The sequence below is a fragment of the Streptomyces cyanogenus genome (assembly GCF_017526105.1).
GTDB classification, from domain to species: domain Bacteria; phylum Actinomycetota; class Actinomycetes; order Streptomycetales; family Streptomycetaceae; genus Streptomyces; species Streptomyces cyanogenus.
The window spans coordinates 6,187,864-6,200,896 of the sequence record NZ_CP071839.1 but is presented as its reverse complement, the minus strand read 5'-3'; the positions used below and the strand labels follow the sequence as shown (position 1 = coordinate 6,200,896).

12 protein-coding genes are annotated in these 13,033 nt (G+C 71.5%); 6 read left to right on the top strand and 6 right to left on the bottom strand.

The features are described from left to right. Positions 1 to 79: 79 nt before the first annotated feature. The 6 genes from S1361_RS28075 to S1361_RS28050 all read left to right on the top strand — a co-directional run bounded on the left by S1361_RS28075 (position 80) and on the right by S1361_RS28050 (position 5,888). Complete coding sequence (locus tag S1361_RS28075) at positions 80 to 601, top strand: Lrp/AsnC family transcriptional regulator (RefSeq protein ID WP_030648963.1); 522 nt, start codon at positions 80 to 82, stop codon at positions 599 to 601. A 19-nt stretch (positions 602 to 620) separates the two neighbouring features. Next, positions 621 to 1,985, top strand: a complete 1,365-nt coding sequence (locus S1361_RS28070) for an aspartate aminotransferase family protein (RefSeq protein ID WP_208034690.1) — start codon at positions 621 to 623, stop codon at positions 1,983 to 1,985. Between the two features lie 190 nt (positions 1,986 to 2,175). Beyond that, the gene (locus S1361_RS28065) at positions 2,176 to 2,916 is read left to right on the top strand and encodes an ABC transporter ATP-binding protein (RefSeq protein ID WP_208034689.1); all 741 of its coding nucleotides are present in this window, start codon (positions 2,176 to 2,178) and stop codon (positions 2,914 to 2,916) included. Next, complete coding sequence (locus tag S1361_RS28060; RefSeq protein ID WP_208034688.1) at positions 2,898 to 4,475, top strand: hypothetical protein; 1,578 nt, start codon at positions 2,898 to 2,900, stop codon at positions 4,473 to 4,475. Before S1361_RS28065 ends, S1361_RS28060 begins: the two co-directional genes overlap by 19 nt. A gap of 107 nt (positions 4,476 to 4,582) precedes the next feature. Next, positions 4,583 to 4,990, top strand: coding sequence for a VOC family protein (locus S1361_RS28055; RefSeq protein WP_208034687.1), 408 nt, complete (start codon positions 4,583 to 4,585; stop codon positions 4,988 to 4,990). Positions 4,991 to 5,189: 199 nt separating this feature from the next. Then, positions 5,190 to 5,888, top strand: coding sequence for an LAETG motif-containing sortase-dependent surface protein (locus tag S1361_RS28050; RefSeq protein WP_208034686.1), 699 nt, complete (start codon positions 5,190 to 5,192; stop codon positions 5,886 to 5,888). Positions 5,889 to 5,951: 63 nt separating this feature from the next. On the opposite strand, the gene S1361_RS28045 is transcribed toward S1361_RS28050, so the two are convergent. The 6 genes from S1361_RS28045 to S1361_RS28020 form a co-directional block, all read right to left on the bottom strand. Next, a complete protein-coding gene (locus S1361_RS28045) occupies positions 5,952 to 6,749 on the bottom strand; it encodes a maleylpyruvate isomerase N-terminal domain-containing protein (protein ID WP_208034685.1) in 798 nt (265 codons plus the stop codon). 24 nt (positions 6,750 to 6,773) lie between these two features. Beyond that, on the bottom strand, positions 6,774 to 7,793 hold the full coding sequence (locus tag S1361_RS28040; protein WP_208034684.1) for an ABC transporter ATP-binding protein: 1,020 nt from the start codon (positions 7,791 to 7,793) through the stop codon (positions 6,774 to 6,776). After that, entirely contained in the window at positions 7,794 to 9,395 is a 1,602-nt protein-coding gene (locus tag S1361_RS28035) for an ABC transporter permease (protein WP_208034683.1), read from the bottom strand. A gap of 44 nt (positions 9,396 to 9,439) precedes the next feature. Then, a complete protein-coding gene (locus S1361_RS28030) occupies positions 9,440 to 10,513 on the bottom strand; it encodes a thiamine ABC transporter substrate-binding protein (RefSeq protein WP_208034682.1) in 1,074 nt (357 codons plus the stop codon). 230 nt (positions 10,514 to 10,743) lie between these two features. Next, positions 10,744 to 11,850 carry a dual-specificity RNA methyltransferase RlmN gene (gene rlmN / locus S1361_RS28025; RefSeq protein WP_208034681.1) on the bottom strand — a complete coding sequence of 369 codons (1,107 nt, stop codon included), beginning with the start codon at positions 11,848 to 11,850 and terminating at the stop codon, positions 10,744 to 10,746. 303 nt (positions 11,851 to 12,153) lie between these two features. Further along, positions 12,154 to 12,948 (bottom strand): SDR family NAD(P)-dependent oxidoreductase, encoded by a 795-nt coding sequence (locus S1361_RS28020; RefSeq protein ID WP_208034680.1) that lies wholly within the window; start codon positions 12,946 to 12,948, stop codon positions 12,154 to 12,156. Between the last annotated feature and the right edge of the window lie 85 nt (positions 12,949 to 13,033).

Sequence of the window (13,033 nt, the reverse complement as noted above, 5' to 3'; positions counted from 1 at the left end):
ACATCTGCGAAATCCGCAAGACGTGGTCTTGTAAACAACGAATTTCATCGATGAGGCCTTGCGAAACTATCGAGACGTCGTGCACAGTGAGCCCGTGGCCAGTCGAAGCGCAGACCAGAGGGACTCGTCCCGCGAGTCCAGGAACGGCGGCAGTCCCCAGCTGGACGCCGTCTCCCTCGCCATCATCCAGCAGCTCCAGGAGGACGGCCGCCGGCCGTACGCCGCGATCGGCAAGGCCGTCGGCCTGTCCGAGGCGGCCGTGCGCCAGCGCGTACAGAAGCTGCTGGACCAGGGCGTGATGCAGATCGTCGCCGTCACGGACCCGCTCACCGTGGGCTTCCGCCGGCAGGCGATGGTCGGGATCAACGCCGAGGGCGATGTCGAGAAGATCGCGGACGCGCTGACCGACATGTCGGAAGTCGAGTACGTGGTGATGACCGCGGGCTCGTTCGACATCCTCGCCGAGATCGTCTGCGAGGACGACGACCACCTGCTGGACGTCATCAACAAACGCATCCGGTCCCTGCCCGGAGTGCGCTCCACCGAGAGCTTCGTCTACCTGAAGCTCAAGAAGCAGACCTACATGTGGGGAACCCGATAACCGTGAGGACCCGATAACCGTGAGCAGCAAGGACCTCAGCCGCAGCGCGTACGACCACCTGTGGATGCACTTCACCCGCATGTCCTCGTACGAGAACTCCCCGGTTCCGACCATCGTCCGGGGTGAGGGCACCTACATCTACGACGACAAGGGCAAGCGCTACCTGGACGGTCTCGCGGGTCTGTTCGTGGTCCAGGCCGGTCACGGCCGCACGGAGCTCGCCGAGACCGCGTTCAAGCAGGCCCAGGAGCTGGCCTTCTTCCCCGTGTGGTCCTACGCCCACCCCAAGGCCGTCGAGCTGGCCGAGCGCCTCGCCGACCACGCCCCGGGCGACCTGAACAAGGTCTTCTTCACCACCGGCGGCGGCGAGGCCGTCGAGACCGCCTGGAAGCTCGCCAAGCAGTACTTCAAGCTGCAGGGCAAGCCGACCAAGTACAAGGTCATCTCCCGTGCGGTCGCCTACCACGGCACCCCGCAGGGCGCCCTGTCGATCACCGGCCTGCCGGCGCTGAAGGCCCCCTTCGAGCCGCTGGTGCCGGGCGCGCACAAGGTCCCGAACACCAACATCTACCGCGCCCCGATCCACGGTGACGATCCGGTGGCCTTCGGCCGCTGGGCCGCCGACCAGATCGAGCAGCAGATCCTGTTCGAGGGCCCGGAGACCGTCGCCGCGGTCTTCCTGGAGCCGGTGCAGAACGCCGGCGGCTGCTTCCCGCCGCCCCCCGGCTACTTCCAGCGCGTGCGCGAGATCTGCGACAAGTACGACGTCCTGCTCGTGTCGGACGAGGTCATCTGCGCCTTCGGCCGCCTCGGCACGATGTTCGCCTGCGACAAGTTCGGCTACGTCCCGGACATGATCACCTGCGCCAAGGGCATGACCTCGGGCTACTCCCCGATCGGCGCGTGCATCGTCTCCGACCGGATCGCCGAGCCGTTCTACAAGGGCGACAACACCTTCCTGCACGGCTACACCTTCGGCGGCCACCCCGTGTCGGCCGCGGTCGGCCTCGCCAACCTCGACCTGTTCGAGCGCGAGAACCTCACCCAGCACGTGCTGGACAACGAGGGCGCCTTCCTGTCGACCCTGCAGAAGCTGCACGACCTGCCGATCGTCGGCGACGTGCGCGGCAACGGCTTCTTCTACGGCATCGAGCTGGTGAAGGACAAGAACACCAAGGAGTCCTTCAACGACGAGGAGACCGAGCGCGTCCTGTACGGCTTCCTCTCCAAGGCGCTGTTCGACAACGGCCTGTACTGCCGCGCCGACGACCGCGGCGACCCGGTCGTCCAGCTCGCCCCGCCGCTGATCTCCAACCAGGAGACGTTCGACGAGATCGAGCAGATCCTGCGCGCCACCCTCACGGAGGCGTGGACGAAGCTCTGATCATCCGACGGGATGACCGACCCGGCCCCGGCGCCCTCCGTTCGAGTGAGAACGGCGGCCCGGGGCCGTGTGCTGTCCGGCCTCCCCGCACCGGCTGCCTAGCGTTCCTGTGACCGATCGGCCCAGCTCTCGTTCCCCCGGACGGGGGATCGGACAGCGGGAAAACGGATCAGAACCGAGGTGTACGCCCATGGAGGCCCCGCCGGACAACGACGTGCTCTGGGCACGCTCCCTGCACTTCAGCCACCGCGACGGCTCCCCCGGACTCACCGGGGTCTCGCTCGGCGTACGGGAGGGCGAGATCCTCGCCGTCAGCGGCCCGCGGGGCAGCGGCAAGACCACCCTGCTGCGCTGTCTGTCCGGCCTGGTGCCGGTGCACTCCGGCGAGGTCTGGTTCAACAGCTCCCCGGTGCACACGCTCGGCCCGATGGCCCGCGAGCGGCTGCGCCGGGACCGCTTCGGCTGGATCGACCCCGAGCCGGCCCTGATCCCCGAGCTGAACGTCTGGGAGAACGCCGCGCTCCCGCTGATGCTGCGCGGTGCCGGCCGCCGCCGGGCCAAACAGGCGGCGCTGGAGTGGCTGGAGCGCCTGGACGTCGGCGACAAGGCCCGCAGCCGCCCGCACGCGCTGCAGCACGCCGAACGCCAGCGGGTCGCCATCGCCCGCGCGCTCGCCGCCGGGCCCTCGGTCCTCTTCGCCGACGAACCCACCGCCCCGCTGCACCGCGCGGACCGCGCCCACGTCCTGCGCACGCTCACCGCGGCGGCCCGCTCGCACGGCATCACGGTCGTCCTCGCCACGCACGACCCCGACACCGCCGCCCTCGCCGACCGCACGGTGAACCTGCTGGACGGGCGGCGCGTGCACACCGTGCACCTGCCGGACAGCCCCGACACGGAAGGCCGGGCCGCGTGCTCGCTCTCCGTCTGACCCGCGCCTCCCGGCCCGCCGTCCAGCTCCGCCGCCTGCTGGTGGCCGCGGCCTCGGCGGGCACCGGCTTCCTCCTGCTGTCCTGCCTCGGCCACGCCCTGAACCACCCCGAGGCCGCGGACGCCGCCGCGCTGCGCCTGGCCTGGTGCGCGCTGCCGCTCGCCGCCACGGTGTACCTCGCGGTCGCCGTCGCCCGCACCGACCCCGGCACCCGGCCGCGCCCCGGCCTGTCCGCCGTGGGCCTGGGCCCGGCCCGCCTCATGGCCTACTCCGCCCTGACGACGGCCCTGTCCTGCACGCTGGGCTCGCTGTTCGCCCTGCTGGTCTTCCTGCACCTGCGCGGCGACCTCACGGGCCTGCCGTTCGACCGCGCGGCAGCCGGCTTCCTGGCGGCCGGCCACTCCCTCCCCGCCGCGGCCACCCTGACCCTCCTCTCCCTGCTCCCCGCCACGGCCACCACGACGGTCGCCCTCGCCCTCCGCCCCACGGACCCCCACCCCCCGAAGCGAACCGCCCTCCGCCTCGGCCGCTTCCGCGCGCACGGCGACCCGGCGAGCCGGGAGACGTTCGGGGCGTACGGACGATTCGGCACCCACTTCGGCCGTCGCCGGGCGGCCGGCGCACCGGCGCAGGGCACGGGGGGCGGGACGGCCGAGGCGGTTGGTGGCGGAGGGGGCGCGGGTGGGGGTGGAGCTGAGGGCGCGGGTGGCGGAGGAGCCGGCGGAGGGGCCGAGGCCGCCGGTCACAGACGGGCTGAGGGCGCGGGCGGCGTAGGGGCTGCGGGCGCCGGCGGCGGAGGGGCCGCGGGCGCAGGTGGCGTAGGGGCTGCGGGCGCCGGCGGCGGAAGGGCCGAAGCCGCGGGTCACAGACGGGCTGAGGGCGCGGGTGGCGGAGGGGCCGCCGGCGCGGGTGGCGGCGAAACGGCGCCGGGTGCCGAGGCCGACCCCGGGCCCACCGCCCCGGACGCCCAGGAGGCACCCCCCGCCGACGCCCCCGTCGGACTCCCCTGGGGCGTCGCCCTCGTCACCGCCGGGCTGGCCGTGCAGGCCTACGCCGGCCGTTCCACCCCCGCTCCCTCCCTCGCCGTACTCCTCGGCTGGCTGCTCACCGCCACCGGCATCGTTCTGGCCTCCCCCGGCCTGACCCACCTCTGCGGCCGGCTCCTGCAGTGCAGCCGCCCGGGTGTGCTGCGGCTGCTCGCCGGCCGGGGCCTGATGGCGGAGGCCGCCCGGATCGGCCGCCCCCTCGGCGTGGTCTGCACGGTGGCGTCCGCCGGCTACGCGATGACCGCCCTGTACGACGACCCGGCCCCCGTCTTCGGCCCGCTGTCCGCCCTCGGCGCACTCGTCGTCGCCGGCTCCACGGTCGCCACACTGCTCACCGCGGCCGTGGAGGCCCGCCAGTGCCGTGCCGACACCACCGCCGCGCTGCTCCGCCTCGGGGCCCCCGCGACCATGCTGCGCGCGGCCGCCGTGCTGCGCGCGGCCGCCCTGCTGGCCCTGTTCGGCCCGCTCGTCGTCGCGATCGCCACGCTGTCGGCCCTGCCCCTGAGCCGCTGAGCCGCTCACCGAAAAAAACCGAGCGATCGCCGATGAGTTCGGCGCGGGCCGCCCGTCTACCCAGCGAACGCGACGAACCACGCACGACCCGGACGGGAGAGGCCCCCATGTACCAGCAGATGATCTTCGTGAACCTGCCCGTGAACGACCTCGACGCCTCCAAGAAGTTCTTCACCGAGCTCGGCTACTCGATCGACCCCCGGTTCAGCAACGAGGACGCGGCTTCGGTGGTGATCAGCGACACCATCGTGGCGATGCTGCTGACCAAGGCGTTCTACGCGACCTTCACCGACAAGGAGATCGCCGACGCGACGACGACCAGCGAGGTACTCATCTGTCTGAGCGCGGAGAGCCGCGAGAAGGTGGACGAGCTGGTCGACCGGGCGATCGCGGCGGGCGGCACGGCGAGCGGCCGGACCCAGGACCACGGCTTCATGTACGGGCGGGCCTTCGACGACCTCGACGGGCACACCTGGGAGGTCGCGTGGCTGGACCCCGCCGCCGTGCAGGGCTGACGGGCAAGGCTGCCAAACGTCGGGGTGGTTAATAAGACGGCAAAGTCAACAGCTGTTGACGGCGGACGCGTTGACACTGCTTACGGGGCGCTTATAAACCTGTGAGCCTCCCGGGGATACTGGGGCGCCGACTCCATCGGTCGCCCGAAGTCCCTCGCCACCCCCCGCAATTGCTCTCTGTAAAGGACAAACGTTGTCCATGACTCGCCGTAGCGTACGCCGTTCCGTGCGCGTGCTGGGTGTCGCCTCAGGGTCGGCGGCGCTGGTGCTGGGCCTGTCCGGCTCCGCCCTCGCATCCAACATCAAGAACTTCGCCGCCGAAGCCAGGTGTGACGGCGGCAAGGGTCTCATCGTCGTCACCGACACCGACCCCTCCGCCGCCGAAGGCACGGTCAGCGTCTTCCTCCAGGGGGACGGCGGGGTCGAGACGAAGGTCGGCGAGCAGCCGGTCAAGGGCTCGAAGGAGGGCGTCGAGGTCTCCTTCCCCGAGGACTGGAAGCCGAGCGCCACCTACCGGGTCCACGTCAAGGCCGCCAACGTCGACCGGGACATCAAGCCCGACCTGGTGACCCCGTCCACCGCCTGCAAGACCGAGGAGAGCCGGAAGCCGAAGCCGACGGCCAGCGCGTCGCCGCCCCGGTCCTCCTCCCCCTCCCCGTCCAAGTCCGCCCCGGCGCAGCCCGCGACCCCGGTGCCGTCGGCCTCCGAGTCCAGCTCGGCCCCGGCGGGCACCGCCGAGAACGCGCCGTCCCCGGCGGTCGGTGACTCCAACCTCGCCGAGACCGGCGCCAACTCCAACACCGGTCTGATCGCAGGCATCGCGGCGGCCCTGGTCGCCGTCGGCGGTGGCGCGGTCTGGTTCGGCATGCGCCGGCGTGGCGCGAGCCGCAACGGCTGACCCGCACCGCCGTACCCGCGCACCGGCCCGTCCCGCTGTCCCCAGGGGGCGGGCCGGTGTGCGTCAGCCGAAGGTGGCCCGCTCCAGCCAGAACTCCAGCAACTCCCGCTCGCCGAGCACCTCCAGGCCGGGCGCGTCCAGCGGCAGCCGGCGGTAGAAGGCCAGCAGTACCGAGGTGAGCGGCCCGCGCAGGGCTACCGTGGCCTTCTCGTGCGCGCGCCGCCAGCTCACCCCGTCCGCGCCCAACTCGACCAGCCACTCGGCGTCCAGCTCCGGGCCGGCGTCGGTGGCGTGCAGATGGATGCTGGAGCCCGGCCGGCGCAGGTCCTTCGCCGGGTCCTGCGGCAGGTTCCGCTGCACCCACTCGACGATCTGGAGCCACTCGTCCAGCGCGTCGGCGGCGATGTCCGCCGCCACCTCGTAGGGCAGCCCGGCGGCGAGCGTGGCGTCGGCCCGGTGCACGGTGATCTCGTGGGCCATGCGACGGGCCCAGAAGCCGGAGTTCGGCGTCCCGGCCCACGCCCACACCCCGGCGTCGGGGCCGGCCTCGCGCAGCGCGCCGACGACCAGCTCGCCGCTCTCCGCGAGCCACTTGTCCAGGGCCGCCGCGTCACCGCGCTCCTGCGGCCCGCCGCCCAGCGGCACCTGCTCGCCCGGGATGTTCTCCCGCGCCCGGCTGCGCACCAGGGCGTCCACCCAGCGCAGGGCGCCCCCCATGTGCCGGACGAGGTCCTCCAGCGACCAGTCCGGGCAGGTCGGCACGGTCGCGGCCAGATCGGCGCCGGAGGTCACCACGACCCTCAACTGCTCTACCTGGTGGGCGATTTCGTCACAGTAGTGGTCATGGGTGAGCAAGGACATGGCCTCACCCTAAAGCCGCGATGATCAGTCGAGCACGACCGTTTCGGCCACGTCGAACTCCACACCGACCGAGGCGCCGGGCTCAGGCGCGTCCCGCAGCGGGCAGGCCGCCTCCAGCCGCGGGCCGTCCGCCGGCTGGAGGTGGACGGCCACATGGGTGCCCTTGAAGGTGTGCGCCGTCACCGTGCAGGGCAGGCCCTGGTCCGCCGGCACCAGCCGGACCCCGGCCGGCCGGACGAGGACCGTACGGCCGCCCTGCGCGGAGCCGTCCGGCACCGGCAGCTTGCCCCACGGGCTGTCGGCGGCCGTACCGGCGACGGTCGCCGGGACCACGTTCTCGAAGCCGAGGAAGCGGGCCACGAACGCGTCGGCGGGCCGCTGCCACACCTCCAGCGGTGTCCCCGTCTGCGCGATCCGCCCGTCCCGCATCACCACCACCCGGTCGGCCAGCGCGAACGCCTCCCCTTGGTCGTGGGTGACGGCGAGCACCGTGGTACCCAACCGGCCGAACAGCTCCCGCAGTTCGACCACCAGCCGTTCCCGCAGCGAGCGGTCGAGCTGGCCGAGCGGCTCGTCCAGCATGAGCAGCCGGGGCCGGGGCGCGAGCGCCCGGGCGAGGGCCACCCGCTGCTGCTCGCCACCGGACAGGGAGGCCACGGCCCGCCGGGCGGCCCCCGGCAGCCCGACCAGCTCCAGCAACCGACCGACCTCGGCCTCCCGTTCGCCCTTGGCGACGCCGTGCATGCGCAAGCCGAACGCCACGTTCGCGCCGACGTCCCGCTGCGGGAACAGCTGGTGGTCCTGGAACATCAGCCCCACCCCGCGCCGGTGCGCGGGCACCCCCGCCTGGTCCCGGCCGTCCAGCGACACGCGCCCGGAGTCCAGGGGTTGCAGCCCCGCCACCACCCGCAGCAGGGTCGACTTGCCGCTGCCGCTGGGCCCGAGGACGCACACCACCTCGTGTTCGGCGACCTCCAGGCCGACGGCGTCGAGCACCGCCCGCCCGCCGAAGCGCACGGTCGCGGCGTCCAGGCTCAGCAGCATCTAGAACTCCCCCGTCCGGTCGGTGCGCAGCCGCTCCAGGATCAGCAGCGCGGCGGCGCACACCACCATCAGAATCGTCGAAAGGGCCATGGCCTGGCCGTAGTTGAGGTCACCGGGGCGGCTCAGCAGGCGGGCCACGGCGACCGGCAGCGTCGGGTTGTCGGGCCGGGCGATGAACACGGTCGCCCCGAACTCACCCAGCGACACGGCGAACGCGAACCCGGCCGCCACCAGCAGCGCCCGCCGCACCAGCGGCAGGTCCACCTCCCGCCACACCCGCCAGGGCGGGGCCCCGAGCACGACCGCCGCCTCCCGGAGCCGGACGTCCACCGCGCGCAGCACGGGCAGCATGGTCCGTACGACGAAGGGGGCGCCGACCAGCGCCTGGGCGAGCGGCACCAGGATCCAGGACTGGCGCAGGTCCAGCGGCGGCCTGTCGAGGGCGATCAGGAAGCCGAAGCCGACGGTCACGGCGGACACGCCGAGCGGCAGCATCAGCAGCGCGTCGAAGCCCCGCACCAGCCGTCCGGCGTCCCGGCGGGCCAGCGCGGCGGCAGCGAGACCTCCGATCACCACGGCGATGGCGGTCGCGGCGAAGGCGTACTCCAGCGAGGTCCACACCGCGTGCAGGGGCGCCACCAGGAACGTACCGCCGTCGGTCTCGGTCAGCGCCCGGTAGTAGCCGAGGCCGGGCGCGTCGAGGGAGCGGCGGACGAGGACGGCGAGCGGCAGGACCAGCAGCAGGGCGATGGTGGCGAGGACGCCGGCGAGCAGCACCCACTGGCCCGCGCCGCGCGGGCGCCGGACGGTCGTGTCCGGGGCCACGAGCCTGAGGGCGGCCTCCCGGCGCCGTACCGTCCAGGCGTGCACGACGAGGATCGCGCCGACGGCCGCGAACTGGACGAGGGTGAGGACCGCGGCCGTGGACAGGTCGAAGACCTCGGAGGTCTGCCGGTAGATCTCCACTTCGACGGTGGAGAAGGTGGGGCCGCCGAGGATCTGCACCACGCCGAAGGAGGTGAAGGTGAACAGGAAGACCATCAGGGCGGCGGCGGCCACGGCGGGAGCGAGCGCAGGCAGGGTGACCTTCCGCCAGGCCGTCAGCGGGGAGGCGCCCAGCATCCGGGCGGCCTCCTCCTGCCGGGGGTCGAGCTGGGCCCACAGCCCGCCGACCGTGCGGACGACGACCGCGAAGTTGAAGAAGACGTGGGCCAGCAGGATCGCCCACACCGTGGTGTCCAGCCGTACCCCCCACAGCTGGTCGAGCAGCCCGTTCCGGCCCACCAGCGCGAGGAAGGCGCTGCCGGCGACGACGGTCGGCAGCACGAACGGGACTGTGACGACGGCCCGCAGCACCTGCCGGCCCGGGAAGTCCAGCCGGGCGAGGACATAGGCCGCGGGCAGCGCGAGCAGCAGGGTGAGCGCGGTGGAGGCGAGCGCCTGCCAGGTGGTGAACCACAGCACGTGCCGGATGTCCGGCTGGGCGACGACCTCCGCGATCCGCCCGAACCGCCAGGTGCCGTCCACCTTGAGGCCGCGCGCGACGATCGCGGCGACGGGCCAGGCGAAGAACAGGGCGAAGAACGCGGCGGGCAGGGCCATGAGGCCGAGCCGCGCCGCGTTTGCCCTGCGGCGCTTTCGGATCGCTACTTCAGTACGAGCGAGGTCCACGACTTGACCCACTGATCACGGTTGGCGGCGATCTTGCCGGGGGCCATGGTCTCGGGGTCCTTGGCGGCCGGCCCGTACTCGGTGAACTCGGCTGGGACCTCGGCGCCCTGCAGCACCGGGTAGACGAACATGTTCAGCGGCATGTCCTCCTGGAACTCCTTGGAGACCAGGAAGTCGATGAAGGCCTTGGCGCCCTTGGGGTTCTTCGCGTTGCTCAGCAGCCCGGCGAACTCGGTCTGCCGGAAGCAGGTGCCGGTCGCGACGCCGGTCGGGGCGGTGCTGGGCCGCTTCTTGGCGTAGATCACCTCGGCCGGCGGGGAGGAGGCGTACGACACGACGAGCGGCCGGTCGCCACCGGCCTTCTTCCCCTCCGACGATCCGGAGAACTCCTGGTAGTAGGCCTGGTCCCAGCCGTCGACGACCTTGACGCCGTTGGCCTTGAGCTTCTTCCAGTAGTCCTGCCAGCCGGTGTCCCCGAACTGCGCGGCGCTGCCGAGCAGGAAGCCGAGGCCGGGCGAGGAAGTGGAGGCGTTCTCCGTGACGAGCAGGTTCTTGTACTGCGGCTCGGCCAGGTCGGCGAAGGACTGCGGCGGGGTCAGCCTGTGCTCGCTGAAGTACGCCTTGTCGTAGTTGACGCAGATGTCGCCGTAGTCGATCGGCGTGACCCGGTGCTTGTCCTTGTCGAGCTGGTAGGCGGCGCCGACCTTGTCCAGGCCCTTGGCGGTGTACGGCTGGAAGAGGCCGTTGTCGAGGGCGCGGGAGAGCAGCGTGTTGTCGACGCCGAAGAAGACGTCGCCCTGCGGGTTGTCCTTGGTCAGGATCGCCTTGTTGACGGCCTGCCCGGCGTCGCCGTCCTCCAGGACCCTGACCTTGTACCCGGACTGCTTCTCGAAGTCCTTGAGGACCTTCTTGGAGACGGACCACGAGTTGTGGCTGACCAGGGTGACGGTCGTGGAGTCCGTGCCGCTCTTCGTGTCCGTCGAGCCGCACGCGGACAGTGTGATCAGGCCGAGCCCGACCGCGACGGCCACGAGGGTCTTGTTGTGCACTGGATGTCCTCCTGGGGTTGGCCAGGAAGAGACGCGGCCCTGCCCGGGCTCCGTGAGGGAGACCCGGGCAGGGCGCAACAGCTTGAGTGATGACCGAACTTCCTACCCAGAATGACCTGGGCGAGGTTCAGAGGGTCTGCGGCCCGGTTGCCGCACTCTCAGCGCTGTGGCGCTCCCCTGTCGGAATATGCAGATGTTGGCTGATATGAAGTTGTCCTGACCGGCTCAGATTACCGCTCGGTGGCCGCGAGCTGTCCGCAGGCCCCGTCGATCTCCTGGCCGCGGGTGTCCCGGATGGTCACGGGCACCCCGTGCGCGGCGATGGCCTCGACGAACGCCTTCTCGTCCTCGGGCCGGGACGCGGTCCACTTCGACCCCGGCGTCGGGTTCAGCGGGATGAGGTTGACGTGCACGGGCTTGCCCTTGAGCAGCCGCCCGAGCCGGTCACCCCGCCATGCCTGGTCGTTGATGTCGCGGATGAGCGCGTACTCGATGGACAGCCGGCGCCCGCTCTTCTCGACGTACTCGAACCCGGCGTCCAGCACCTCGCGCACCTTCCACCGCGTGTTCACGGGGACGAGGGTGTCGCGCAGCTCGTCGTCGGGGGCGTGCAGGGAGATCGCCAGCCGGCACTTGAAGCCCTCGTCGGCGAACCGGTGGATGGCCGGCACGAGCCCGACGGTGGACACGGTGATCCCGCGCTGCGACAGCCCCAGCCCGTCCGGGGCCGGATCGGTGAGCGCGCGGATCGCACCGACGACCCGGTTGTAGTTGGCGAGCGGCTCGCCCATGCCCATGAAGACGATGTTCGACAACCGCGCGGGGCCGCCGGGCACCTCCCCGTCCCGCAGCGCCCGCATCCCGTCGACGATCTGGTGGACGATCTCGGCCGTGGACAGGTTCCGGTCGAGACCCGCCTGTCCGGTCGCACAGAACGGACAGTTCATCCCGCAGCCCGCCTGCGAGCTGATGCACATGGTGACCCGGTCCGGGTACCGCATCAGCACGGACTCGACCAGCGTCCCGTCGAACAGCCGCCACAGCGTCTTGCGCGTGGCCCCCTCGTCGGTGGACAGATGCCGGACGACCGTCATCAGCTCCGGGAACAGCGCTTCCTGGAGCTTGGCACGCGAACCGGCGGGGATGTCGGTCCACTGCTCCGGGTCGTGCGCGTACCGCGCGAAGTAGTGCTGCGAGAGCTGCTTGGCACGGAACGGCTTCTCACCGATCCCGGCCACCGCCTCCTTGCGCTCGGCGGGTGTGAGGTCGGCGAGATGCCGCGGCGGCTTCTTGGCTCCGCGCGGCGCGACGAAAGTGAGTTCTCCGGGCTTGGGCATGGTGCATCCAGTGTCGCAGATCGACTTGGGTGACCTGCGGCTGTCACTGGGTACGACTGTCATCAGTAGTCGTCACCGGGCGCCACTGATCGGCTTCGGACGGCCCAGGGACGGCCCAGCCGATGGCCCGTGCGCCCAGGCCGAGTACCCGGCGAAGGAGAGCGTCGCCGAGCGCGAGGGACCTGCTCCGCATCGCGTCACCATCGTAGGAGGCATCTTCCAGGCTCGCCGCGAGCGGCCCATGACCAGGGAGATCGTCAAGCCCGGTGCTCAGCAACCGGGTGTGCAGGCAGGGGCGAGAGATCACAATGTCTTGACCTGGCCGCCGTCGATGGTGAACTCGGCTCCCGTGATGTTGCCGGCGAGCGGGGAGGCGAGGAAGAGAGCCAGATCGGCGACTTCGTGAGCTTCGGTGACTCGTCCTGTGGAGATGCCCATGCTCCGCGGCACGACTGCGTCGATGGCTTCCTGCGCGGTGGTGCCGGCCTGGGCTGCCGTGGCATCGGCGAAGCCGCCCGGCGCGGTCCAGAAGGGAGTGCGGACCGGCCCCGGGGCGATCGCGTTGACCCGGACGCCTCGCGGTGCGAACTCCTCGGACAGCGACTTGGTCAGGCTGCTCAGCCCGGCCTTGGCCGCGGAGTAGTCCACGACCATGGGGAAGGGTAGACGCGCGTTGATGGAGCTGATGTTGATGATGGAACCCCCGTCCACGACCAGCAGGTGAGGAAGCGCAGCGCGGCTGGCCCGGACCGCGCTGAACAGGGTCATGTCGAAGATCCGTTGCCACTCGGCATCGTCGATGTCCAGGAAGCTCGGACGGGGCGTCGCGGTACCCAGACTGTTGACCAGGACGTCGACCCTGCCGTACTCGTCCACCGCGTGTCGGACGAGTGCGCCCGGTCCGTCTGCGGTGGACAGGTCGACCGGGACTGCGGTGACGCCGTACTTCTCGTGGAGCCCTTTGAGCTCGGGAGTAATGCTCCGGCTGCCGACGGTGACGTGGGCGCTTTCACGGGCGAACGCATCGGCGATGGCGAGGCCGATGCCCTTGCTCGCTCCGGTGACGACGGCGACCCTGTCCTTGAGCTGGAGGTCCATGGCGGTCCTTTTCCGGGTTGGTCACCCCCTATATCGAGGGTAGGCAGAACCGGCGCCGCCGGCTCAGGCGGGCAGCTGGTCCCAG